At 35.3% G+C, this 26,044-nt stretch carries 21 protein-coding genes; 8 read left to right on the forward strand and 13 right to left on the reverse strand.

Features of this window, described 5'->3' with window-relative positions; translation table 11 throughout:
* Nucleotides 1-83: 83 nt before the first annotated feature.
* Nucleotides 84-437, forward strand: a complete 354-nt coding sequence (gene rplT, locus ACXR6G_RS12530; protein ID WP_458361774.1) for a 50S ribosomal protein L20 — start codon at nucleotides 84-86, stop codon at nucleotides 435-437.
* 73 nt (nucleotides 438-510) lie between these two features.
* On the opposite strand, the gene ACXR6G_RS12535 is transcribed toward rplT, so the two are convergent.
* The 7 genes from ACXR6G_RS12535 to ACXR6G_RS12565 all read right to left on the reverse strand — a co-directional run bounded on the left by ACXR6G_RS12535 (nucleotide 511) and on the right by ACXR6G_RS12565 (nucleotide 8,155).
* A complete protein-coding gene (locus ACXR6G_RS12535) occupies nucleotides 511-1,029 on the reverse strand; it encodes a hypothetical protein (protein WP_458361775.1) in 519 nt (172 codons plus the stop codon).
* A 76-nt stretch (nucleotides 1,030-1,105) separates the two neighbouring features.
* Nucleotides 1,106-2,074 (reverse strand): YitT family protein, encoded by a 969-nt coding sequence (locus tag ACXR6G_RS12540; protein WP_458361776.1) that lies wholly within the window; start codon nucleotides 2,072-2,074, stop codon nucleotides 1,106-1,108.
* Between the two features lie 54 nt (nucleotides 2,075-2,128).
* Nucleotides 2,129-3,421 (reverse strand): MFS transporter, encoded by a 1,293-nt coding sequence (locus ACXR6G_RS12545; RefSeq protein ID WP_458361777.1) that lies wholly within the window; start codon nucleotides 3,419-3,421, stop codon nucleotides 2,129-2,131.
* Nucleotides 3,422-3,448: 27 nt separating this feature from the next.
* Nucleotides 3,449-4,762 carry a SpoIID/LytB domain-containing protein gene (locus ACXR6G_RS12550; protein WP_458361778.1) on the reverse strand — a complete coding sequence of 438 codons (1,314 nt, stop codon included), beginning with the start codon at nucleotides 4,760-4,762 and terminating at the stop codon, nucleotides 3,449-3,451.
* Nucleotides 4,763-4,779: 17 nt separating this feature from the next.
* Nucleotides 4,780-5,742 carry a DUF4922 domain-containing protein gene (locus ACXR6G_RS12555; RefSeq protein ID WP_458361779.1) on the reverse strand — a complete coding sequence of 321 codons (963 nt, stop codon included), beginning with the start codon at nucleotides 5,740-5,742 and terminating at the stop codon, nucleotides 4,780-4,782.
* A gap of 56 nt (nucleotides 5,743-5,798) precedes the next feature.
* Nucleotides 5,799-6,698, reverse strand: a complete 900-nt coding sequence (locus ACXR6G_RS12560) for an N-acetylmuramoyl-L-alanine amidase-like domain-containing protein (protein ID WP_458361780.1) — start codon at nucleotides 6,696-6,698, stop codon at nucleotides 5,799-5,801.
* Nucleotides 6,699-6,700: 2 nt separating this feature from the next.
* A complete protein-coding gene (locus ACXR6G_RS12565) occupies nucleotides 6,701-8,155 on the reverse strand; it encodes a glycosyltransferase family 2 protein (protein ID WP_458361781.1) in 1,455 nt (484 codons plus the stop codon).
* A gap of 396 nt (nucleotides 8,156-8,551) precedes the next feature.
* On the opposite strand from ACXR6G_RS12565, the gene dapB reads away from it, so the two are divergent.
* The 4 genes from dapB to ACXR6G_RS12585 all read left to right on the forward strand — a co-directional run bounded on the left by dapB (nucleotide 8,552) and on the right by ACXR6G_RS12585 (nucleotide 13,354).
* Nucleotides 8,552-9,265, forward strand: coding sequence for a 4-hydroxy-tetrahydrodipicolinate reductase (gene dapB, locus ACXR6G_RS12570; RefSeq protein ID WP_458361782.1), 714 nt, complete (start codon nucleotides 8,552-8,554; stop codon nucleotides 9,263-9,265).
* Between the two features lie 22 nt (nucleotides 9,266-9,287).
* A complete protein-coding gene (gene lepB / locus ACXR6G_RS12575; protein WP_458361783.1) occupies nucleotides 9,288-10,679 on the forward strand; it encodes a signal peptidase I in 1,392 nt (463 codons plus the stop codon).
* A gap of 174 nt (nucleotides 10,680-10,853) precedes the next feature.
* On the forward strand, nucleotides 10,854-12,245 hold the full coding sequence (gene lepB, locus ACXR6G_RS12580; RefSeq protein ID WP_458361784.1) for a signal peptidase I: 1,392 nt from the start codon (nucleotides 10,854-10,856) through the stop codon (nucleotides 12,243-12,245).
* A 470-nt stretch (nucleotides 12,246-12,715) separates the two neighbouring features.
* Entirely contained in the window at nucleotides 12,716-13,354 is a 639-nt protein-coding gene (locus ACXR6G_RS12585) for a WbqC family protein (RefSeq protein WP_458361785.1), read from the forward strand.
* 202 nt (nucleotides 13,355-13,556) lie between these two features.
* Here the strand turns inward: ACXR6G_RS12585 and ACXR6G_RS12590 are convergent, their stop codons facing one another.
* Nucleotides 13,557-13,982 carry an NUDIX domain-containing protein gene (locus ACXR6G_RS12590; protein WP_458361786.1) on the reverse strand — a complete coding sequence of 142 codons (426 nt, stop codon included), beginning with the start codon at nucleotides 13,980-13,982 and terminating at the stop codon, nucleotides 13,557-13,559.
* Nucleotides 13,975-14,631: an endonuclease III gene (gene nth, locus ACXR6G_RS12595; RefSeq protein ID WP_458361787.1), complete on the reverse strand. Its 657-nt coding sequence runs from the start codon at nucleotides 14,629-14,631 to the stop codon at nucleotides 13,975-13,977. Before nth ends, ACXR6G_RS12590 begins: the two co-directional genes overlap by 8 nt.
* A 281-nt stretch (nucleotides 14,632-14,912) precedes the next feature.
* Between nth and ACXR6G_RS12600 the strand changes: the two genes are divergently transcribed.
* Nucleotides 14,913-16,778: an ABC-F family ATP-binding cassette domain-containing protein gene (locus tag ACXR6G_RS12600; protein ID WP_458361788.1), complete on the forward strand. Its 1,866-nt coding sequence runs from the start codon at nucleotides 14,913-14,915 to the stop codon at nucleotides 16,776-16,778.
* A 137-nt stretch (nucleotides 16,779-16,915) separates the two neighbouring features.
* Nucleotides 16,916-17,887 (forward strand): AlbA family DNA-binding domain-containing protein, encoded by a 972-nt coding sequence (locus tag ACXR6G_RS12605; protein ID WP_458361789.1) that lies wholly within the window; start codon nucleotides 16,916-16,918, stop codon nucleotides 17,885-17,887.
* Between the two features lie 64 nt (nucleotides 17,888-17,951).
* On the opposite strand, the gene ACXR6G_RS12610 is transcribed toward ACXR6G_RS12605, so the two are convergent.
* The 4 genes from ACXR6G_RS12610 to htpG all read right to left on the reverse strand — a co-directional run bounded on the left by ACXR6G_RS12610 (nucleotide 17,952) and on the right by htpG (nucleotide 24,990).
* Nucleotides 17,952-19,073: a mechanosensitive ion channel family protein gene (locus ACXR6G_RS12610; RefSeq protein WP_458361790.1), complete on the reverse strand. Its 1,122-nt coding sequence runs from the start codon at nucleotides 19,071-19,073 to the stop codon at nucleotides 17,952-17,954.
* Nucleotides 19,074-19,080: 7 nt separating this feature from the next.
* The gene (locus ACXR6G_RS12615; RefSeq protein WP_458361791.1) at nucleotides 19,081-22,116 is read right to left on the reverse strand and encodes a hypothetical protein; all 3,036 of its coding nucleotides are present in this window, start codon (nucleotides 22,114-22,116) and stop codon (nucleotides 19,081-19,083) included.
* 185 nt (nucleotides 22,117-22,301) lie between these two features.
* On the reverse strand, nucleotides 22,302-22,775 hold the full coding sequence (locus ACXR6G_RS12620; protein WP_458361792.1) for a hypothetical protein: 474 nt from the start codon (nucleotides 22,773-22,775) through the stop codon (nucleotides 22,302-22,304).
* A 163-nt stretch (nucleotides 22,776-22,938) separates the two neighbouring features.
* Complete coding sequence (htpG, locus tag ACXR6G_RS12625; RefSeq protein ID WP_458361793.1) at nucleotides 22,939-24,990, reverse strand: molecular chaperone HtpG; 2,052 nt, start codon at nucleotides 24,988-24,990, stop codon at nucleotides 22,939-22,941.
* Between the two features lie 261 nt (nucleotides 24,991-25,251).
* Between htpG and ACXR6G_RS12630 the strand changes: the two genes are divergently transcribed.
* Nucleotides 25,252-26,043, forward strand: coding sequence for an ABC transporter ATP-binding protein (locus ACXR6G_RS12630; RefSeq protein WP_458361794.1), 792 nt, complete (start codon nucleotides 25,252-25,254; stop codon nucleotides 26,041-26,043).
* Nucleotide 26,044: the final 1 nt, after the last annotated feature.

Genomic DNA, 26,044 nt, shown 5'->3' on the forward strand with positions numbered 1-26,044 from the left:
TTTTGATTTTTTCAGTTTATTAACCGAGTGATTTAGCACAAAAGAGTCCCATTGGGAACGCTAACATTCTAAAATTTAAAATTATGCCAAGATCAGTTAATTCTGTAGCATCTAGAGCTAGAAGAAAGAAAATTCTTAAAGAAACTAAAGGTAACTTTGGTGCTAGATCTAATGTATGGACAGTAGCTAAGAATACATGGGAAAAAGGTTTGCAGTATGCTTACCGTGATAGAAAAAAGAAAAAAGGAAATTTCCGTGCATTGTGGATTCAGCGTATCAACGCTGCTGCAAGACTAGAAGGTCTTTCTTATTCACAATTAATCGGACTAATGCATAAAGCGAACATCGAGATTAACCGTAAGGTTTTGGCCGATTTAGCAATGAACCACCCAGAAGCTTTTAAAGCTGTAGTGGGAAAAGCTCAAGCAGCTAAATAGCATTATAGATTATTTTACTTTGAAAAGGACTTGCTCATGAGCAAGTCCTTTTTTTTATACCTAAAATACAGAATTAAAGTTTGGGTTTCCTCTTGAAAAAGGCAATGACTTGATATTTGATTTCCAGTTTCCTCATTTTAAGAAAGGCGTAAACAGCTTGAGATAAAAGTTTATCCTTGGTAAGAAACTTTCTTAGTAAATAAGCAGATCCTGCATAAGGAAGTACAGATATGAGAATATCGTAGACTTTAACCTTTCCTCTTAGACTAATTGATATATAAATCAGTTTTGCAAGGATATTACCTCCGAGGAAGAGGATAGGGGGCGTGAGGACTTTATAATCGACTACGCCATGGAAAATAGCATAAACGATAATGCCTGGAAAGAGAATCGAATCGATGAGTCCTGCTATAAAAGCCCAAGCTACCAGAATACTACTGACGTATAATATCCCAGATATGTTATCATTCAGGATGATCTTCGTGAGATAGGTCTTTTCACTTGATGAGAAATATTTGTCATGATTAACATATGTGCAGAAATTACTTCTTGCACAGTCACATTTTTCTTTATAGGATAGCTTAGATTCCATAATAGTTCTAATTCTCAATAGAACTAAGATACTTAAACTTTGTTGAAGCCGTAAAATTGTAAAAGGACTAATCGAATTAATGCAAAGGTCTTTTTTTTATCATTCCCCCTTTAGCGTCTTTAATGCTATGCATAACAGTAAATGCATCACGATCAATTTTATCGATCTCTGTTTGAAGTTTCACTAATTCTAATCTTGTCACAAGTGTGTATACGATTTCTGTTGGTTCTAACTTTTGTCCCTTGAGTGCAAATCCTTTTTTGCCATTATATATCGTACACCCTCGTCCAAGTTTCTCTACTATAGCCAATCTAATTTCTTCACTTTTGTCCGAAATGATTGTCACACCAACATATTCTTCTATTCCGGATACAACAAAATCTATAGTTTTTGATGCCGCCAAATAGGTTAGCATAGCATACAGGGCAATTTCAATGGTAAATACGTAAGCTGCAATTAAGAAAATAAACACATTGAAAACCAAGATAACATCTCCAATTGTCAATGATGTTCTCTTACTAATGAATATGGCTAAAATTTCGGTTCCATCAATAACTGAACCACCTCGTATTGCCAATCCAATTCCTGCGCCTAGAAAAAAGCCACCAAAGACAGCAATTAATAATTTATCATCAGTAATAATAGGAACCGGGATAAAGTGAACCGATATGGCAAGTAGAAAAATGGCAATAATACTTCTTACAGCAAATTGTTTATTAATTGTAGAGAAAGCCATTAGTAAGAAGGGAATGTTTATAACAACTAATAAGATGGATAAGGGAATGTTTGTTAGTTCGCTTACAATAAGTGAGATTCCTGTTACTCCTCCGTCTATAAATGCATTAGGCAGGAGAAAACCTTTTAGTCCGAAACAAGCAGATAGTATACCTATTAGTATGAATATACTTTCTCGAATTAAGTGTGTATATTCTACTTTAGCTTTAATAAGTATACTGTCGAACTCTTCGGAAGATGTGGTTTGATGTTTATCTTTAAGTTGACGTCTGACTGTTTCACCAATAATATATTGAAAGAGTGGATTCATAAGTAGGGACTTCTATCTATTTGTAAAACATTAATTATTTTTCAATTGGTATTTCTAATTCGCTTTGATCCCAAACTTAGGATCAATATTTATAAATTTAACCATTATAAAACTAGGAATCGTACATAATATAACCCAAATGAAAAAATGTTGGTAGCCAATCATTTCTTGTATCCATCCAGAAACCATTCCTGGCAGCATCATACCTAAAGCCATAAAGCCAGTGCAAAAAGCAAAATGAGCTGTTTTGTGCTTCCCTTCTGAAACATAAATTTGATAAAGCATAAAAGCTGTAAAGCCAAAGCCGTAACCAAACTGCTCGATAGCTACAGATACACTTATAAGAATGAATGAATCGGGTAATGATTGTGACAAATAAACGTAGACTAGGTTAGGAAGGTTGATGGCTAAAACCATCCACCACATCCAATGTTTGAGTCCATTTAGAGAGGCCAAATAACCACCTAATATGCCTCCAATGGTAAGTGATAGAACACCAATAGTTCCATAAATAAGACCAACTTCTGAGGTTGAAAGGGCAAGTCCACCTATTTCTTTGCTATCTAAAAGGAACGGAGACGCCATTTTTACCAATTGAGATTCACCCAAACGATAGAAAAGAAGCATCCCTATGATTGTCCAAATGTTTTTCTTCCCAAAGAATGACCTGAAAGTTTCTCCGAAATCATTAAATACATCGGAAAAGCTTTTTATGTTTCTGTCACTATCATCTTGTGGTTTAGGTAGGGCAAATTTGTGATATATGGCAATAATCAGAAAGCTGACAGTTAAGATTCCAAATGTATACGACCAAGCTAGGGGAATGCTTTTAGCACTTTGTCCGAAAAGTTTTATTTCCTCAAAAAAACCTGCAAGTATAATCAAAAGACCTTGTCCTGTAATCATTGCCAGACGATAGAAAGTACTGCGAATCCCAATGAAATAGGATTGTTTATGCTTATCTAAACCATACATATAGAAGCCATCAGCAGCAATGTCGTGAGTGGCAGAACTGAAAGCTAATAACCAAAGAAAGGCAAGCGAGGCTCTAAAAAAGTTAGTTGTAGGAATTGTGAAAGCTACACCTGCCAAGGCTGCACCAATGAGTAATTGCATGGCTACTATCCACCAACGCTTACTTTTAATAATATCAACCAAGGGACTCCAAAGAGGTTTGATGACCCAGGGTAAGTATAACCAAGATGTATATAAAGCAATATCAGTATTCGAAATGTCTAAACGTTTATACATGATTACTGCTACTGTCATTACGACGACATAGGGCAAACCTTCTGCAAAGTAAAGTGATGGAATCCATGCCCAGGGTGATCTTGATTGTTTATTCATATTCGATACAATTGCTTAAATGTTGTTCTAATATTTTTTTTCTAATTCGGCACCTTTAAAATAGTGTAATAGAATTTCTTTGTGGGAATAGCCCTTTGCTCCCATCACGGCAGCTCCAATCTGACAAAGCCCAGCACCATGTCCCCAACCTGCACCTTTCAATACAAAATTCGTTGAGTTGTTTTCTTTTTCAAGTATAAAATTTGAGCTGTACAGGTGTGATTCGGAAAGAGCCTTGCGGATTTCTAATTCTTTACCAATAGTAAAAGTTAATTTTTCACCGATAATTTTCAACTTAATGATTCGTCCTGAGAGTCCTCTTTCTATTGGGATGAGATCTGATATGCGACCAAAGTCTTTCTCCGTTTTTCTATTGACTAGTTCAGATAATTCATCTTGTGTGTACCTAACTTCCCAACGAAAAAAGTCAGGTGTTTCCATATCGTAATCATTCAAGACTTGAGATAGAATTGCTTTATCGCTGTTGTTACAGAAAACATCAGGTGAGCTATGAATCCAGTTTTCGGCATTAACTTCATTCCTTAAATCTAGTTTTAAGCTAGATTCTTTTCCATCGATAATAGCTTGTAGGTATTTGTGAGCTTTGGGTTCCCAAACATTTTCAAATGTTTCTGAAACACCGCCACAGCACTTCGAAAAACGTGCATCACATATTTCACCATCGCTAGTTAGAAGAATGCCTTTGGTTGCTTCAATGGCTTTTAAAACAGCTTTGTTTGATTGTCGTGTGATCCCTTGGTAGCGTTGGCAATGATCATCAGCACAAACATCGAAATTGTGATGGTCTTCTCTGTCGTACCATTTGATCAATTCTTCAGAATTCTCAGTTACAGATTGATAGGTTTGGTCTGAAGCTAGTATGGCTTTTCCTTTTAAAACTTGTGCCATTAGCCATGAACGGGAGATAACGGCATGCGCTTTTAGAAGCTCCATATTGCTAGTCGCTTTCATCTCTGATGAAATAACGCTTGCCAGATAATCTTCTAGTTTAAGAACATTGATAGCCGTTAGTTTCTCGTCCTCACAAAGAAAGTGCAAGCTACCTTTGAAGGACTGATTCTCTTTTCGTTCCCAGTGAAATTTAATTCCTATGGTTACATCAAACAATTCGAATGAGTCGCTTTCGTAATTCTCAGGACTAAAAATCAACTCTTCAGGTTTGAGTATTAAACCATCAAATTCAATTTTGCCATTTAGGTATTTAATGACTTGCGTATCCGTATAGTTTTTCCCGTTTTTATGAAGCAAGTAAATCCCATTCAGTTTGAATGAGATTTCCTTGTCGTACATAATGCCTATACGTATTTTTGGTTCTTGCATTCTTGTTTTATATATTTTTAAGGCATAACCAATTTTGTGAAATCCTGACAAAGCTTATCGAATACTAAATCATCCAAACTAACTTGCTTGTAGATACTTTCAATATCTTCTTTTGTGATTTTATCGAAATCTTCTTTTCGAGGGGTGATAATAACACCACCCATATCTACAGCACCTGGGCTAATCATTAATTGTTCGTTCCCTTCATAAAAAAACTGAGATGGACGATGTAGTTTTCTTGGGAAAATATGAAGTCGATATTTATTGTTCTTGAATAAACAAATTGCATTTAGCAAAGGCTCTTTTTCATCAGTTTGTGTCTTTTCGAAAAAGCGATAAAATATTTTACTAGCACTGACTATATCTTGGGCTCTGTCAGCTTCAACACTGATCATTTTTCGCAAGTAATGGTTGAAACGATAAACTTCAAATCGACCATTCCAAGTGACTAATTTCCCGTAATTTTTCTTCCTTTCGAAGTATTCTGTTTCGATAGGCATAAAGTCGTTTTCACCTGCCTGGAAATGCATATGATCTGGTGCAGATGCTCCCGATTTAGGTCCGTTGTAGAACACCGAATAACCTTCTAAGCTTTCAGAAAGGCTAACCATTTCGCCAATATGATCTACAAAATTCTGATCGATATGTTCGTTTTTAGAAATGGTGAAATGTTCTTTGAGGATAGGGAAGGGGTTTACTAGCAGGCTGTAGTTATTTTCCAACTCCATTTTCCCTTGCTCTGCTGGCCTATTCTCGTCACATAAAAAGCAGGGTCTTTTTTCAATGCTTTCTTTGTCGACTTTTGCGGCAGTGGATGTTATTCGTTCAGGATTATATTGAACCTTAATTTTGAAACCATCGAATTGGAATTCTTTTTCTTCTACTTTATCTAAGCCTTTATAGTTGGTTTTTGCTAAAGGCCAACTCTCCTTTTGTTCGTTTAAGAAGGCTTGTAAGTTTTCTTTATTGATTTTCTGCATTAGTTCTCTTTTAAGTGTAGTTGATTCTCATGAAGAGAAAATAATTAACTCAAGGTTTATTTTGTTAACAGGACTCTCGCTACGATTATTCCTGATTGTAAACGATTCTTTTGAATCATATCAGCTAAAGGCATGTCTGAGATAACGACTTTTTTTGCTTTGCTAGATGCATGCATTAGGTGTAATCGCTCGTTTAAATGTATCGCGATTCCAGTATGAGACACATCCAAACCATTGATTTTGGTTGTTATTGCAATCAAATCACCATCTTCAATTTGATTCTCTACCTGTTGAATTTTGTTCTCAGGAATATAATAATGTTTTCTATTATTAATGTCTTTCTCAGTTTGTATAATCGTTCTAATTAGTGATGAGTCACTAACTAGAGCTGGGTAAGAGCTAATATGCATGCTCATAAAGTTGATGGTTTTATCGTATGATTCTCCACCAATCTTTTTTGTTACATCAACGACTAAGCCTTTTTCTTCATTATCAAATATCCAATCGGTAAAATAATGTAAGCGAGATGTGTAATCACCCAGTTCTCCATTGCGATAGCGAATAGATTGCAACTCATTTGAGAACTCATTGATATTGATTTCGGATCTGGCTGATAATTTTGAAAGAGCTAAAACATTCTCAAGATAAGTTGTGCAATCAAGCTGATGTAAATTGATCGTCATTTTTTCAATCTCACTATTCTCAAGCGTTCCACCCACATAAGGGGTTTGTAAAAACAGTTTCCCTGTTTCAATAATCAGACTTCCATTTGAAAGAGAATCAAATGATGGATCTGATATAAACCGGCTCAAGGATTTAAACAATTCTACATCAGTTGAATCAATTTGTTGAGCTTCGTTCTGAGGTAAAACATTCTTGTTTTTGTCTGTTTTAGCCTGACACGAAGCTAAAAACAGTATTAAACCAAGAATAATGAATATTGCTTTGAATTTCATGTTTATAAATTTTGAATTCGTCTTGCCTTTAGCTCAATGGTTCTAATTCTGTCTTTATAGCTATTGTGAGCATTCATTTTTTCAATACTCAATGAGGCATCTGAATTTTCTTCCCAACGGCGGCATAAGTACAGCGAATTGTATATACGACCAATTTGATGTTTTCTTGAAATTGCTAATCCTAGGGCATAATCTTCACCATAGTTGACGTTTGGAAGAGGAGTCTCTCTCAAAATTGGAGTATAGAAAGCACGAGGAGCTCCTAAACCATTTATACGTAAGGCATTGTTGCGGCCATTTTCAGGTGTCCATTCTTTGTGGTCAATTAAACCTGGAGGAATTTCTTCCAATTTAAAATTGACCATCTGATAGCTACCAACAACCATGGCACACTTCTCTTTATGAAAGCTTTCAATTATTTGTTGGATCGTTGTTTCGTCAGCATACAAATCATCGCTGTCAAGCTGTATGGCAAAACGACCACAGTCTTTATGGTGTGCAGCCTCATTCCAGCAACCACCGATGCCTAAATCCTTGCGTTCAGGAATGAGGTGAATAATTCGGTCATCTTGCTCAGCATATTTTTGAATAAGTTCTGTTGTTCCATCTGTCGAGTGGTTATCTACAATGATTAAGTTGAAAGCAAAATCACTTTTTTGAGATATCACGGACTTAATAGCGTCTTCAAGGGTTTTGACACGATTGAGAACAGGGATGATAACCGAAGCTTCTAATTTGAAATTCTCAGATTTATAATCTACATCAGAGAATTTTGGCTCTAGATATCCCTTGGTTCGCTTTAAATAGTCAGTACAGACTTTCTCCATTTCAACTTGTACAGCACGGTTCTTAGGATCAACATAGTCAAATATCTTTTCACCTGATTTACGTGTATCTAGCTCTTCATCGGTATACAAATATTCAGGAATACGAATAAATTCTGATTGTTCAGAAAGGGCTAAGCGAAGTGAATATAAGGCAGCGTAACGATTGGTTTTATCAACTGAAATGATTGTTTCTTTTAGAGCTTTCGTATTAATGAAAAGTAATGAGCCAAAATCAAAATCATCTCTTAAACTTCCCGCCTGATAATCAATTACTGGGTGATTCTCAACTGTGGCATTCTTAATGACTTTAAAATCAGAATAGGTCAAGCTAGCTTGTGTGTCTGATGCGATTTGGGCAAAGCGGTTAAGGGCAAATTGACCCAGTTTTAGGGCACTCGTTTTAGTATAGATTAATGTGAAATCAGAAATTGATTTTTCTGCAATCTCATGTATTGTTTCACTTGATAATAGAGACTTTGTAGATAAGAATCCTGCTCCTTCTACTTCAAAATCAGGATCTCCAATTAGGAATATTTCATTAACTAAGTTTGAACTTTGTAATTCTTTTATAGTAGATTGAGTTTCTTCCTGAGTTCCCACAGGTAGAAAGCAACTAATTGTATAATTCATCTGTTGATATTGTTTTAAATCTAAGGTGCAATTCAAATGGAATTAGTTAACGGTTCCATTCGAAATATATTGCCAATTTTTTTGACCTATGAATATAAGATTTATGGTTCAAAATACGTACTTAGAATCTATAATTATTTCTATGGCTAAATGTTTCATTTATGGTGTGATATACCTAGCTTGTCGAAAAACTTGGAATCTTAAGTTTTATTAAGCTCTCAAAATGCAGCAATCTTGTTTTGATTTGCTAATTTTGAAATTCGATAAACAAATATAGAATTGTGTTGATATCTGCATATTTAGTTAAGCTTTTACACAATCTAGAAAAGAAGAACTATTCGCCATTTCTCATTCTAAACCACAGAAACAAAGGATGGGATTAAAAATTAAAGAAACATGAAGATTGCATTGATTGGTTACGGTAAGATGGGTAAGGAAATCGAAAGTATTTCTCTCGATCGTGGGCACGAAATTGCTTTGATAATAGATCAGAATAACCAAGCTGATTTAACTGTTGACAATTTAAAAGGGATTGATGTTGTCATTGAGTTTACAAATCCTGATTCCGCTTATCAGAATTATATGACTTGTTTTGATGCAGGAGTTCCTGTGGTTTCTGGTACAACAGGTTGGTTAGATCAATTGGATGGGATTAAGTCTCGATGTGAAGTTGGTAAGGGCTTCTTTTACGCCTCAAACTTTAGTTTAGGCGTTAACTTATTTTTCGAACTGAATAAGAAATTAGCTCAACTGATGTCTGGCTTCGATCAGTACGATGTGGACATGGAAGAGATTCATCATATCCATAAATTAGATTCACCTAGTGGAACAGCATTATCTTTAGCCGAAGGCGTTCTTGAGAATCACCCAGTGAAGAATTCATGGATTGAAGGTTTAAGTACGAAAGATTCTGAAATGAGCATTGTGGCTAAGCGTCATGGAGCTGTTCCAGGAACTCACAGTATTACCTGGCATTCTGAGGTTGATGAAATTCAGATTCAACATCAGGCTTATAGCCGAAAAGGCTTTGCTTTTGGAGCTGTATTAGCAGCTGAGTTTATGCCTGGCAAATCTGGATTCTTCGGAATGAAAGATTTGTTAAAACTATAAAGATTTACCCTATAAAGATTATATGAAAGAGTTTCTAAAGAATAAGTGGTTTAAATTTTCATTGGCTGCCATCATTTATATTCTGATGATGATATGGATCGGGAATTTATGGCTTTTGTTAGGCTTGCCAGCATTGTTTGATGTATATGTGAGTAAAATAGTACATTGGGCTTTTTGGAAGAAGCGTGGTGTAAAAAAGCAATCTTATTTTGTAGAATGGATAGACGCTCTCATATTTGCTGTAGTTGCTGCAACTCTTATTCGAATTTTCTTTATCGAGGCTTATACAATCCCGACTTCATCTATGGAAAAATCGATGTTGGTGGGGGATTATCTTTTTGTGAGTAAGATGGCTTACGGTCCTAAGGTACCAAATACACCCTTGTCCTTCCCATTTGCACACCACACTATGCCAGGAACTGAATCTACGAAGTCCTATTCAGAATGGATTAAATGGCCTTACCATCGATTAGCTGGTTTTGGAAAAGTTGAACGTGATGATGTTGTGGTTTTCAATTTTCCTGCCGGGGATACTATCTGGATGGGAGATACACAGTCTGATATTTATTCTTATATCAGATACTACGGTAAGCAATTCAAAATAGAAGATGAACAAAAAGGGAATGCCTTAAAAACAGATACCTATTACAACAAAAAAGCATATAAATTTCTTGAAAGTAAGAACGAGATTCGTATTCGTCCTGTTGACAAACGAGAAAATTACATTAAGCGTTGTGTGGCTTTGCCTGGCGATACTTTAGTATCGAAGGATGGACAGTTGTTCGTGAATGGAAAAGCACAAGCTACTATCGAGGAAATGCAATTTCTTTATCGTGTAAAAACGAATGGGACCTCGATCAACCCGAGAAAGTTGGATGAGCTTAATATAGCCATTGAAGATAGGGATAAACTAAGCCCCTCGGAGTATTTAATGCCACTAACAGGTGTTAAAGTAGAGACCCTTAGATCGTTTAAAAATGTGATTTCTATCACAAGAGTTTTATCTCCAGCTGGAGTGTACGAAGATGTTTTTCCATTCTCTGATAAATTCAAATGGAATCGAGATAATTTTGGACCATTGGTTCTGCCTAAAAAGGGTGAGACGGTTTCTATTACAAAAGAGAATTTACCTCTTTACACTAGAGTCATCACAGCATATGAAGGTAATAAGTTGGAAGTAAAAGAAGAAGGTGTTTTCATTAATGGAGATCTTGCTTCGACCTATACTTTCAAGATGAATTATTATTGGATGATGGGAGATAACAGACATATGTCGGCTGATTCACGATACTGGGGATATGTTCCTGAAGATCATATTGTGGGGAAAGCATCATTCATATGGTTATCTCTAGATAAGGATAAGTCCTTTTTGAGTAAGATACGATGGAATCGAATTTTTAAAGGAGTTGAATAAAAAAATGAATTAAGAATAAGGGCTAGCTTTTTAAGATAGCCGTTGCGCATATATAAGAATTGATCTCTAGGTCTATTTAACTTTGCTGTACATATATCATTAAAACAATTGATAATTTTGTAGATTCGCATCGATTGAATACGACATTAGATTGCTAAATAAAATAATTGCCCTATGAAGGAATTTTTAAAGAATAAATGGTTTAAGTTTTCATTAGCTGCCATTACCTATCTGTTGATGATGATTTGGATCGGTAATTTCTGGCTTGTCTTAGGTTTACCTATTCTGTTTGATGTTTATATCAGTAAGAAAGTGCATTGGGCATTTTGGAAGAAACGTGGCGTTAAAAAGCAAGGTTTTATTGTTGAATGGGTTGATGCTTTAATATTTGCAGTTATAGCAGCGACACTTATTCGTATGTTCTTTATTGAAGCCTACACCATTCCGACTTCTTCAATGGAGAAATCCATGTTGGTAGGTGATTATCTTTTTGTTAGTAAAATGGCTTATGGTCCTAAGGTGCCAAATACACCTTTATCATTTCCTTTTGCTCATCATACTATGCCAGGTACTAAGTCGACGAAGTCATATTCAGAAATGATACAATGGCCTTACCATCGTTTGGCTGGTTTTGGTGATGTTGAGCGTGATGATGTTGTGGTTTTCAACTTCCCTGCTGGAGATACAATTTGGGTTGGTAATGAGAATCCAGACTTCCATTCCTATGTCCGTCGATACGGGCAGCAATTTAAAGCAGATGATATGAGCAAAGGTCGCTTATTGCAATCTGATAAGGCTTATAAAAATATGGCTCGTAAATTTATGAGACAGCGTTACGATATTCGTTCTCGTCCGGTTGATAAGCGTGAGAATTACATTAAGCGATGTGTTGGCATAGCGGGTGATACTCTTATTTCGAAAGATGGTCAGTTGTTTGTAAATGGTAAAGCGCAGGCTACTATCGAAGAAATGCAATACAATTACATTGTTAAAACCAACGGTACTTCGATTAACCCAAGAAAATTGGATGAGTTAAATATTGCTTTTGCCGATAGAGGAAAGAGAAGTACCAATGAGTATGAGATGCCTTTAACAGGGGCAAAGGTTGAAGCACTTAAGAAGCTTAATAATGTGGTATCTATAACTCGTGTATTATACCCACTTGGTATGTACGAAGAGGTTTTTCCATTTAATAGAGATTACAATTGGAACCGTGACAATTTTGGACCTTTCGTATTGCCTAAAAAAGGAGTAAGTGTTACTTTAAGTAAGAAAACACTTCCATTATACGAAAGAGCAATTACAGCTTATGAAGGAAATAAGCTGGATGTGAAAGAGGATGGTATATATATCAATGGTGAATTAACTAATTCTTATACGTTCAAGATGAACTACTATTGGATGATGGGTGACAATAGACACATGTCAGCAGACTCTCGTTATTGGGGTTACGTGCCAGAAGATCATATTGTAGGGAAGGCTTCATTTGTTTGGTTGTCTCTTGATAAGGATAAATCATTCTTGAGTAAAATCAGATGGAATCGATTTTTTAAAGGAATTGAATAAAGCTTTTGCTTAATCTAAATATTTAAGAGGTTGTCTCAATTTTAATTTGAGGCGACCTCTTTTTATATCTAAGTATAGTGCTTAAAATTCTTTTGGGCGTTCTTTCGCTCCTTAAAAGGAGACGAAAGTCAGGTCTTCCGCTCATAGTCCTCGCAATTATAAAAGCTCATTTATATACCCAATGGTATACGATACTCACCTCCCGATCAAGCTCAACAAGCTGTGGGCTATCCGCTACAACCCTTAACGCAACCCACTCTCTATTATTAGTGTTTTTTGAGGATCTCATTATTAACTCCCGAGATCAATAAAAAGTTATCACAAGCTAGATTTAATCATGAAACCTTTCGGAACATGATATATGCCAAATTAAAATTTGTGTTAATCTGAGTAATTTGTGGCTCAACTTTCGATACAGCCACTTCTTTTATTCATATTTTTGTAGCTTCGCACAAAATCTAGAAAAGAAGATGGAAAACACAGTCCTATTATCTACTGCATATTTTGCCCCAATTCAATATTATAGCAAGTTGGTTCAATTTCCCAATGTTTTGATTGAGCAATTTGAGAACTACTCGAAGCAATCCTATAGAAACAGATGTAATATTTTTGGAGCTAATGGTGAGTTGGCTTTAACGGTTCCAGTTGTGAAAGCAAGCAGTAAGAAAATTCTAAGCAAGGATGTGCGTATTTCTTATGATACCGATTGGCAGAAGCTACATTGGAAAGGGATAGAGTCCGCTTATAAATCATCACCATTTTATGAGTTTTATATTGATGACTTGGTGCGTTTTTTCGATAGAAAGTGGGATTTCCTTTTAGATTTCAATATGGAGATTCAGAACGAGATCAATTCTCTAATTGAGTTGGATTGCACTATTAAGAAGACGGATGACTATATTGAAGATTTAGGTCAACTTGTTGATTTCCGCGAAGGCATTCATCCCAAAGCATCAAAATCTATTGTTGATCCATCTTTTGTTTCTAAAGAATACTACCAGGTCTTTAGCGATAAGCAAAGCTTTATTGAGAACTTGAGTATTCTAGATCTCCTATTTAATATGGGGCCTGATAGCTTGATGCACCTTGAGCAAAGTATTAAAGGATAAAGGAATTTAAAGGTTAAAGAAAAAAAGTATAAAGGTTAAAGTGAAAAATAAATAGAACTCAAATATAGTTTGAGAGATTATCTTTTTATTTTTCACATCCTCACATCCTCACATCCTCACATCCTCACATCCTCACATCCTCACATCCTCATCCTTCGACTTCGCTCAGAACAACGCATCAATAAATCATCAAATTAACTCATCACAGTTTAAGTAATTCAGACATGATTAAATCATGATCGAAAGCTAATTTGGGCAAACTATCTATTGGCCACCATTTCGCTTGCTTGGCATCGTCCATACCTGTTACTTCTGGGAGTTCCTCTAGATTGAGTTCTCCCTTATAAACCACGGATACGGTTCTGCCTCGCGGATCACGATTAACACTGCCGTAGGTTTTAAATTGCTTGATTTTACAATTCTCAAAACCTGTTTCCTCTTTTAATTCACGGTAAGCTGCCAGGTCCAGATCTTCATCCATATCAACAAAGCCACCAGGAAAAGCCCAGCTGTTTGCGAATGGTTCCTGAGCGCGTTCAATTAGTAGAATGTATTTCTGATTTTTATGCAGACAAAAAATAGCACAATCAACTGTTAGTGCTGGGCGTGGGTATTCGTAACTATACATTTTGTTCTTTTTTCTGTTCTTTAATATAGAATTTACACAAGTCCTTTAAACCACAAGATTTACATTTTGGTTTTCTGGCAATACAAACATAACGACCATGTAAGATTAACCAATGATGAGCAGTTGCAACATGTTCCTCAGGAATATACTTCATCAATTGCTTTTCAGTTTCCAAAGGGGTTTTGGAATTGGTCGTTAAACCCATTCGGGCAGAAACTCTAAAAACGTGAGTATCTACAGCCATGGCTGGTTTATCGTAAACAACAGAGGCAATTACATTGGCTGTTTTTCGACCGACTCCAGGCATTTTCTGTAGCTCTTTAATATCATCTGGAACTTCCTCCTTAAAATCTTCAACCAGCATTTTAGCCATACCCAATAGGTGCTTGGCTTTATTGTTAGGATAAGAACAAGAACGGATAAAATTAAAAATATCTTCCTGTGTGGCATGCGAAAGATCGAATGCCGTAGGGTATTTCTCAAAAAGGGCAGGTGTCATCATATTCACACGCTTATCGGTGCATTGTGCTGATAAAATAACGGCTACTAATAACTCATATGGATTGGTATAACGAAGCTCGGTTTCTGCTATGGGCATATTTTCCTGAAACCAAGCTATGACTTTTTCAAAACGTTCTTTCTTTCTCATGTATTCTCTTACTAATTAGGCTTACGAAATGAGCCATGAATAAAGGCTTCTATTTTAGTGAAGATGATTAAAAGGCGAATTCTATATGGCAAAAATATGAATTATAAAATCATATAAAAATAATGATTTTAAATAAGAGATCGCTCTGTCTGCTATTAGATCTTTTATTTTTATTTAATATCTCAAAAAGTAGAGTCTGCTTTTGTATTCAGATCAGTTTAAAAGCTTGGGTGTCGTTTCTAATTCGTAAATTTGCAAACTAATCGAAAGCAAAGCCATTCATGATATCATACTTACAAATAGAAAACCTAACCAAGAGTTACGGGGATAAGGTTTTATTCACCGATATAAATTTTGGTGTTCTGCAGGGACAGAAGATTGCACTGATCGCAAAAAATGGAACGGGTAAAACCTCGCTCTTAAACATTATTGCTGGAAAAGATAGCCAGGACAGTGGAGATATTTCTTTTCGTAAAGATATTAAGCTGGGATATTTGGAGCAGATTCCTGAGATGAATGAGAACAATACGGTTATCAATGAGCTTTTCAACTCAACTGATCCTGTATTATCTGTTATTCGCGATTATGAGAGGATGGTTGAGTCAGGTCAGGAAGATGGCATGACAGAGATTCTTGAAAAGATGGATTTGCATAAAGCCTGGGATTACGAAGTGAAGGTGAAACAGATTCTTTCGAAACTGAAGATTACCAACTACGATCAGCTTATATCTCAACTTTCTGGAGGACAGAAGAAGCGTATAGGTTTGGCAAAGGTTTTGATTACCGATCCTGATTTATTGATGCTTGATGAGCCAACCAACCACTTAGATTTGGAAATGATTGAGTGGCTTGAGGAGTTTCTTAAAAAATCTAAAGGAACTCTTTTGATGGTAACTCACGATAGGTATTTTCTTGATAGGGTTTGTAATGAGATTATCGAAATGGATGCCAATAACATTCATAGCTATAAGGGGAATTATACGTATTATCTGGAAAAACGTGAAGAAAGAATTCATAACCAGAATGCCGAAGCTAACAAAGCTAAAAGCCTTTTAAAAACAGAACAGGAATGGATGCGCCGTATGCCTCAAGCCAGAGGAACAAAGGCCAAGTCGAGAATTGATGCTTTTTATGAAATAAAAGATAAAGCTGGTACGGGATATAAGGAAGAGAAATTGGATCTTGATATCAAATCAGCCAGACTAGGAACCAAAATACTCGAATTCGAACATTTGAATAAGAGCTTCGGTGATTTGAAAATATTAGAGGACTTTTCTTATAAATTCCAAAGAGGTGAGAAAATTGGGATCATTGGTAAGAACGGTACAGGTAAATCAACTTTCCTGAATATCATCACTCAAAATATTGAGGCTGACTCGGGAAAGATCGAAATTGGCGAAACTGTTGTCTATGGCTATTATAAGCAAGATGGCATGAAGATAAACGAGAGTCAGAAGATTATTGAAGTTATTAAAGAAATAGCTGAAAGCATAGACCTAGGTAATGGTAGGGAAATGTCGGCCTCTCAGTTTCTGGAGTACTTCTTGTTCCCAATTAAAACACAATACAATCAGGTATCGAAATTGAGTGGGGGAGAAAAACGTCGATTGTACCTAATGACGGTACTGATGAAAAATCCAAACTTCCTTATTCTTGATGAGCCTACCAACGATTTGGATATTATGACTCTGAATGTATTGGAGGATTATCTGATGAATTTTAAAGGTTGTTTGATTATTGTATCTCACGACCGTTACTTTATGGATAAGGTTGTAGAGCATATGTTCGTGTTCGAAGGGCAGGGGCAAATCAGAAACTTCACAGGAAACTATACCCTTTATCGTGATGCTCAGCTAGTAGAAGAACTAAAGCAGAAGCAGATTGAAAAACCTGTTAAAGTAAAAAAGGAAAAGCCTAAGCAGACAATCAAAACCAAGATGTCATTCAACGAGAAGCGTGAGTTCGAACAATTGGAGAAGGATATGGAAAGCTTGAATGAAGAAAAAGACGAGATTGAAGCAGCTATGAGTTCAGGAGCTCTATCGAATGAAGATTTGATGATTAAATCGGCTCGTATTCAAGAGGTCATGGATTTGATAGATGAAAAGGAGATGCGTTGGCTAGAGCTAAGTGAAATAGGAGCTTAAAGCGCGATGATATAATAAAAATACCGACTTCTGATGAGGTCGGTATTTTTTTTATGTGTGTCTAATTTATTTTGATTTTCTAGGCTCTACATTAAACAGTAGTTTATATATTGTAGATTAATATAAAATACTAAGAGATGGAATTTTCAAAAATAATTTTTAATAAAGATATATATGAATTAACGATAGATGATATTTTAGACTTTTTTGGTACGGAGCAAGAAGAAAGTTCGATTCTTGAATTTAAAGCAGGAAAGGTTGAAATGGAAGATATTTTTCGTGAAGTCAGTGCTTTTTTAAATACAGGCGGTGGTCTTCTAATAGTTGGAGCTCCATTTGAAAAAAAAATAAGAAGGGGAAAGAACGAAGTCAAAGTTTGTATAGGTGATCCGATACCATCAATCAGAATTAAGAACCTAGATAATTTAGTAAGAAGCATTTCTAGTAACATTTCACCTGCTCCAATTAAGATAAGAGCTAAAGAAGTTGAATATAAGGAAGGTAACATTTATATTTTAGAAATTCCACAAAGCTTTACTCCACCTCACCAAGTTAGTAATGAGGGGAAATATTATATAAGATTGGAAAGAGATTCTAAACCAGCTCCACATGGTGTTGTTGAAGCTTTATTCTTTAAAAGACAAAAGCCTAATCTTCAATTTAAAATTAACATTTCTCCTTCTAAAAATAACGTACTTGATATTAGGGTGATACTTTCTAATGATTCTTATGTAACAGCTGAAAATATTAATTTCGTTCTTAATATAGATGGAGTTAAAGAGGTTTTAGAATCAAGTAAAAATCAATGTAATCTTAAAGATAATGTATTGAATATTCAAAGTAATAATCATGATACAATTCTGGTGAAAGGAATAGAGACTAATATTAAACTGAAACTAGAGATGATAAATAAATACTGTCGTATAGATTGCCTATACTTTTGTAAAGATAGTATTGCTTTAAGGAAGAAATACATTTTAAATGTCGATGGGGAAATTGAGTGTTTAAAAATCTTAGGCCCTGAGGATGCTGATGATCAGAAATTAACAGAACAGTTTTGTAATTACTATGCTGAACTTAAGAATGAAGAACTTAGTCTAAGCGAATGATACGCATATAATATAAAGGAAAATACCGACTTCTGATGAGGTCGGTATTTTTTTTGACTGATATCTAAAACAGCTCATCTTTTGATATAAGTTCTTCTCTTAGTAATTCACGTATAACAATTTCTGTCATATCACTTTTGAATTGAAATTCGTAGCGAATATCCATAACATAGGCTTTTATCCTCATTTTAAGATAAGATCGTCTTTCTTTTACCTCGTTAAAAAACAAAACTGTAATGGGTTTATTCAGGTAAACGTATCGGGATACTTGGGCACTCTCGGTAGCAATTTGTCTCACCATAAATGTGTCAATATCAATAGGGAGGTAAATTTCAGCAACCACTTGGCAATTGAGCTCTCCTGAGTTTGCATTAGATACAGACGAATTGACGAGTTCAGCATTGGGTACAGAAACAACCGAATCGTCAGCAGTGACTAGGCGTGTGGCTCTTAATCCGATCTCAATAACTTCCCCATAATATTTACCACTATCAATTTTATCTCCAACCATAAAAGGCCTATCGAGTAGCAAGGCCATACCTCCGAACACATTTTTGAGTAAATCTTGCGCTGCTAAACCAACTGCAATACCAACCGAGGCTGTAAAGGCGATAACCGTTTCGAAGGGCGGATCATAAATCCCTTTTATGATGGCAAAAATGATGATGGCCCAAAATACAATCCTGAAAACAGGAATAACACCCTTTATCGTGATCCGAAATCTTGCACTTCTCTCAGAAAAGATATCAAGTATCTTAATGACCAATTTGATAAAATAATAGCCAAATAATAAAAGAACAATGGTCCAGAAAATCTTCGATAAAGAAATAATCTCTAATACTTCTTTAGGCTTATCAGGCACCTTTCCTTCAATATCGGCGAATAGTTTTTTTGCACTAAATTGTGTTGTGTCAAGTTCAATATAATCAAGCTCCTGCTTAATATTATCAGTATGATTGGCTTCAATTGTGTCAATCGGCGAGGCAATACTATCTTTACTTACTATAGGTTTGTTGATCTCGATTAATGTATCGGACTTTTTATAATCTAGCTTAAAATTGTTTACTGAAGAGTCATCCTGACTGACAAGAGTATTGACTAAGCTTGTATCTTGAGCCAAGGATATTTGTAGATTTAGGCAGCTTATCAGCAGGAATATAAGGCGTATGGTAAAACGTTTCATCATGATACAATTAGTTGATAAAATTATGAGACTTTAATAAGCTGACGACCTGTCGGAATATGATAGGATTGATATTGAATTTCTCTTTGGGTCGAATTAGTAATCCTTTTTCGAGCATTGGATTCAATACGTTTCTGCACATACTTTCGGGAATATTTAAGGCCCTTGCATAATCTTCCAGTTTAAGACCATCGTGTATGAGTATGGCATGCATGGCAAACAAATGTTCTCCAGGAAGATCTTTAACAAATGAAACATCAATCTCTCTAAGCGAACCAATGTTTATGGTGTCGTCGCTGACAGAGCATGTTGAACGAAGCCAGTAGAGTTGTGCTAAACTAACATTCCCATTAGACATTTGATTGAGTTCAATGAAAAACTGTTTTCTTAAAAACACTTGCTTTTCATCTTCATTCATTTTTTGAAAGGATTTGGAATTCTTGCTTTCTCTTGATGGTTCAAATACGATTTTATAGCCACTAAGGTTATTACGTTTAAAAATGACTTCATCTAAAGTTTTTCCGTCAAATTTTTGCAAGTGTACCTCCCTAATGAAATGTTCAGAGACACCAACGGTTTTCTTTAGATATTCCCAAGAGTGAATGGTGTAACTCCCAATCCAGAACACTTTCTTTGATGTTCTTGACATGAGTTCGAAAAGCATTTTCTGGCATTCGAAACCATTTACCTTTTTTATGAAAAAGTGATGGAGGCTTTCCAGAATGAGAATCAGACTATCGGATCTATTATTTAGGAAGTCTATGATTTCTTCATTGGATTCAAATTTATCCTCTTCAAGTATTTCAGCAAAAAAAGCCAAGTATACTTCGCTGTTGTAGATTTTTTTATCTGCTGCTTGGTGAATGATAGGAATATCTGTTTCAATTTTATTCAGGAAAATCTTTAACAAAGAGGTTGCTCCATTCCCTTTTTCTGAAATTAGAGCCGTTGTAACAAAGCGATCCTTATTCCAATCCGAAAAAGCTTTTTTTAGGCTTTCTAATTCGGTTTCACGATTCACAAAAAAACGATCTTCATCGGTGGGTGTTAGTTGATAAAGGCGTTGATATACGAAGGGTAGTTTTTTTAGTGCTAGCTCCGTTTGACGAATAAATTCAGGTAATTCGTGAGAGATTTGAACTTTTGCTACATGAATTCCCAGATGTTTTTTTATTTCGGCAATATAACCTGTAGAACCAGAAATATGCTTCTTAAAAAAGTCGATAGTTTTGGGAATTATGTTGAGAATCCAGGATATGGTGTCTTTTCGAATCTTCTTTGATCGTTCAATAGCCTTTATTTTCACAATCTTTAAATTCAGCTCGAGAATGGTATCGGTATTTTTGAGTTTCTGAATTTCAGTATTGAATGTTGTAATGGTCTGATGAAGCTTTTCCTGAGGTTCTTTTTTTATCTCATCCATGAGTTCTGTCGCTTCATCTAAATGGATTAAAGCGCGACTCAGACCTTCTTCTGCTACTTGAACGGTAGATTTAAGAGCCCCCTTTTTATTTTGTAACATGATTTGAGCTGATTCAAGACTAAAATCACTAACAGTTCCCAAAGCAAGAAGTTTGAATCTTGCTTTTTTCATATTGTCTTCAATAAATAGCTTAATCTCTTTTATGGATGCTTCAAAATGGGGTAGAGCTTCAAAGTTTAACAGTTCTTTGGGTGATAGCCAATTGATCTCTGAACTTCGAATGCCTCGCTCATAATTTTTACTTTTTATAAAGCTGCGCTTATCTGAAACACTATTAATGAGTTTGATCGTTCTGGTATTAAATTTTTCAATATCTTGATTAATACTGCCTGATAATTTCTTAATTGTTGTAGCTAGTATTTTGCCAATAAATTCATTCTTGATATTGGCCCTTTCTTCATTTAAAACTTGAGTCAGATCCTTGGGAGTAGTGGCATTTTCTTGAATTCGCTTGCTTGAAGAAGTGATGAATTCGTTTAATTGCTCAATATTTAGACTTAAATGTTCATCAATAAACTTGCTTATTTTGGAATGTAGACTCGTATAATCATCCAGAACAGTAAAATAAAGTAGTGCAATCTCAAGATCTAAGGACCAATCATCAATTAGGGTAATATGGGTGTTATTCCATTTTTGATTTTCCAAATCAATGGTGGTGAAGACTTGGTTTTGTTCAGACTTGACTTCATTTGCATGAAATTTTTTCCGGGCTAGTTCTGGCGAATCAACACAAAGCAAGGCCTGATCAAGCATTTCAAATTGATCTGAGTTTGCTATAGCAATATCATCTTTTAGTTTGTTACTTAAATCATTGAGACGTTGCTCTTGTATGTTGATGACTTCCTTAATTGATTTATTGTCAGAATTCAACTGAATTTGATCGCTATGATTCTCTAATAATTGATTTTGAATATCTATTTCAAAATCCTTATCGAATTGCCATAAGTCTAGTAAAACCAAGCTTTTTACTTGCATAATTTCTTGGAAGCTATTTGCCAGAGCTTTGGGAAGATGAATGCCTAAGTAGTAATCCACCATATTTTTATATGGAATTTTACGCCTTTTGAAAGTGTCAAGTCCCAAAAGATTCTTATTAAACATTCTACGGAAGATATTAAAGAGTTTTCTTCTTCGAACTTTTAATTTGAACTTGGTGTTTATGCTCAATTTTTTGAATAGAAGGGACAATCTATCCTTTTTATTGAAAGAGTATGGCGTGAATTTCTCCTTTCGACTTAGAGTTTTATTTAAATCTAAAGCGTTGAGTTTAGATAAATATGCCTGAGCCATCTTTCCATAATCACGATCATTTATGTCTTTTTGGCTTTTTACTAATAGCTTAAGTGTGGCTTGTTTGAATTCGCTTAAGCTGGCAAAATTACTTTTATCTTCAGATTTTGAAATATGTAGAGATCCATAATATTCTGTGTAGGCTTTTAAAATAGAATGGAGTTCGCTAATGTGTATATTAAAGTTTTGAAATAATTCTTCTTGTGCTATTGCACTAAAATCATCCCATAACTGTTTTATTTCATCATTGCTGAAATTTTTCTCAACTTTCATATTTAGTAGCTTTTATACTAAAATACGTCTTTTTTTTATGATGAGCGAGAAATTATTTATGTTGGAATTATATTCTCTGTAAATGGGAAGTGGTAAAATGAAAAAACTTGGAGAATGTCCCCAAGTTACTTTTATGTTGATTGTTATGTGAATTTGTTAATTCAATAGTCGACTGAATGATTAAGTTAATCTACAGTATTAGCTTTGTTTTTCAATGTCATTTGTAATGAATCAATAGTTATCTGCTGTCCTTCAATCTGAGTTTTTTGATCTTCAATAATCTTACTATCATTGTTTTTTGTCATCAATAGCATGCCAATAAATAGGACCAAAAGCAGGTTAAGTACCAAGCTTATTGTTTTTAAAGTAACAGCTGGTTTAAGTTCTGGAGCTGGTTTCATGTAAGTTTCCATGAAAGCGGTGTACGAACCAAACACATTGATAATGTCACGACCTTCAGGCGTTAGAACAAGAAAACCTAAACCTTGATCTTTTGCCCATTCGTTCGATAAAAACTCCTCGATAATCGATTCGTATATTGGGCTGTCGTCCTCAGTATGAAGATTCTCCATTCCCCAACAAGCAATATCTAATGACTCATTTTCTGGCTGAGCGTAAAGGGCATCAAATATATAACTAATGAATTCTGTTCTTTCCATAGGATTATTGTGTCAAAATTTAAGTCAAAGATAAGCTTTATATAAAAATAAGAAAGCCACATTCCCAAAGGTTGTGGCTTTCTATTAGTTTAATAATTATCTGATGAATATTTGTCCGTATGTTAATTCATCAGATAAATTGAAATAACAAGATTCGAACTTATTATTTGATTAAGTTGATGCTGCGTTTCACAAACTTAGCAAGCTCTTCACCTTTAAGCATGTTGTTAGCTAATAGAGCAAGGTCGATCAATTGTTTCACAATTTGATTGTCCTTACCAAAGCCAGTTAATAGGGCTTCGCGCTCAGAATTAATCTCAGTAATTTGCTTCTGCACCTCAGCCATTTTATCTTTTTCCTCCTGAGGAACTTCATCTTCTTTCTTGTCCTTCTTAAGAGTTTCAAGAGCTTCTCTTTCTGCAACTACTGGAGCAAGTTTTGCTGCAACTACTGCAATTTTATCGCTTAGTTCAGCATCTTTACTTGCAAGAATAGTTTCGATAAGTGCGTGATCCGTATTTACAACCAAGTTGTACGAATCTGGCATCTCGCCATACATCGCCATTCCTGGATTCATAGCAGCCATATCTTTCATACGACGCATAAATTCAGCTTGAGTAATCATCAATGGCTGAGATTCTGCTCCTAAAGATTCGAAAGCAACAATGTAGTTAACCTTTTCTTTAGGTAACTGAGAGTTGAAAACAGGAATCAAATCGTTTCTCTGCTCCTGAGATAAGCTTGAAGATTTCACTTCATCTTTCTGAATCAACTTGTCAACAATATCAGAATCGACACGTACATATTTAGTTGTCGTAGTCTTCTGCTCTAAAGTGTTAATCAGGTGATTATCCAACTGACTGTCCATTATTAGAACATCGTAACCTTTAGCCTTAGCTTGGTCGATATAGGTGTATTGTTCTTCAGCGTTAGTTGAATATAGGCAAATCATGTTACCGTCCTTGTCAGTCTGATTTTCCTTAACGATTGCTTCGTACTCTTCAATTGTGAAGTACTTACCATCGCTATTCTTAACCAACATGAACTTCTTAGCACGATCGTAGAATTTCTCTTCGCTAAGCATACCATATTGTACAAAGATTCTTAAATCATCCCACTTAGCTTCAAAGTCAGCGCGGTCTTTCTTAAAGATATCGAAAAGACTATCAGCTACTTTTTTAGTGATATGGTTAGAGATCTTCTTCACATTACTATCGCTCTGTAAGTAAGAACGAGAAACGTTTAATGGAATATCTGGAGAATCGATTACACCATGTAATAGAGTCAAGAATTCAGGAACGATACCTTCAACCGAATCGGTAACGAATACCTGGTTGCAGTATAGTTGAATCTTATTCTTCTGAATTTCAACCGAGTTCTTAAGCTTAGGGAAATAAAGAATACCAGTTAAGTTAAATGGGTAGTCTACATTCAAGTGAATATGGAACAAAGGATCTTCGCCCATTGGGTAAAGCTGACGGTAGAAATCGTTGTACTTCTCGTCAGTCAAATCACCTGGCTTCTTAGTCCATGCTGGGTTGGTGTCGTTTATAACATTAACTTCTTCAGTCTCAACGTCTTTACCATCTTTCCATTCTTTTTTGTTTCCAAAAGTAATTTCAACAGGCAAGAATTTGCAATACTTATCTAAAAGCTGCTGAATGCGACTTTCTTCTAAAAATTCTTTTTCCTCTTCCGAGATATGCATCACGATATCAGTACCACGCTCAGCTTTCTCAACTGTTTCAAGTGTGTACTCAGGATTTCCTTCGCAACTCCATTTCACAGCTTCAGCACCTTCTTTATGAGAAAGAGTAATGATATCAACCTTATCAGATACCATGAAAGAAGAATAGAAACCTAAACCAAAGTGACCAATAATGGCATTGGCTTGATCTTTATATTTATCCATGAACTCTTCAGCTCCTGAAAATGCAATTTGGTTGATGTATTTCTCAACTTCTTCTTTTGTTAGACCAATACCACGGTCAGAAACAGTTAGAGTTTTAGCCTCTTTGTCAAGTTTCACTGAAACCTTAAGTTCACCCAATTCACCTTTGAATTCGCCTGTCGCAGTCAATGTCTTTAGTTTTTGAGTCGCATCGATTGCATTCGAAACAATTTCACGTAAAAAGATATCGTGATCTGAGTATAAAAACTTCTTAATAATCGGGAACAGATCCTGACTGGTAACACCAATTTTTCCTGTTGACATATTTTTAAATTTTGATTGTTATATTAAAATTTACGATTGAGCATTGATCAAAGCTTATGCCACGAAGCTGAGGCTGACAAAACGACATAAAATCAGAAAAGTTTGCTGATTTGTGTGTAATGCGAGCTGACAAAATTGAGTTATAATCAAAAAGATATAGATTTTGAATTAAGATGTGGTCTAGAATTCATCATTTAACATTGTATCTATCTGAGTTTTTATTGTAGTTTTAAGCCACATTTATCAAAAAAAATAATACCAATGGAAGCTAATACAGTCATATCAATAAAGAACCTGCATAAATCTTATAAAAATGGAGGAGCAGTCAATCACGTTTTAAAAGGCCTTGATTTGGAAATTAAATCAGGACAAATTATTGGATATATTGGACCTAATGGGGCTGGTAAGTCAACTACTGTGAAAATTCTTTGTGGTATACTGACCGATTTTGAAGGCGATATTAAAGTCTTGGATATGGATTTGAGAACCGATGATATTGCTGTTAAAAAGCGAATCGGTTATATTCCAGAGAATGCAGCCTTGTACGATACATTAACTCCAAGTGAATACTTGCAATTTGTTGGAGAACTTCATGGGATGGAAGAGGTCGACATACAGACTAAAACGGCCAAGCTTCTTGATTTGTTCGAAATGAAAGCACATGCCAATGAACGCATGAATAGTTTTTCGAAAGGGATGAAGCAGAAGATACTTATCATATCAGGCTTGATACATAATCCAGATATCATTTTTATGGACGAACCTTTATCAGGATTGGATGCCAATGCGGTGATTATTGTGAAGCGCGTTCTACAGCAATTGGCTAAAGAAGGTAAAACTATTTTTTATAGTTCCCATATTATGGATGTGGTTGAGAAGATATCAGATCGTATTATTTTGATCGATAATGGTGTTGTCTTGGCTGATGGTAGTTACGATGAGTTGAACTCAGATTCTAATAACGAATCTTTAGAGAATCTGTTCACAAAGCTAACAGGAAACTCTGGACACAGCGAAACAGCCAACGAGATTATTAATGTATTTGAGAACTAAG

The sequence above is a fragment of the Ancylomarina sp. YFZ004 genome (genome assembly GCF_054254355.1).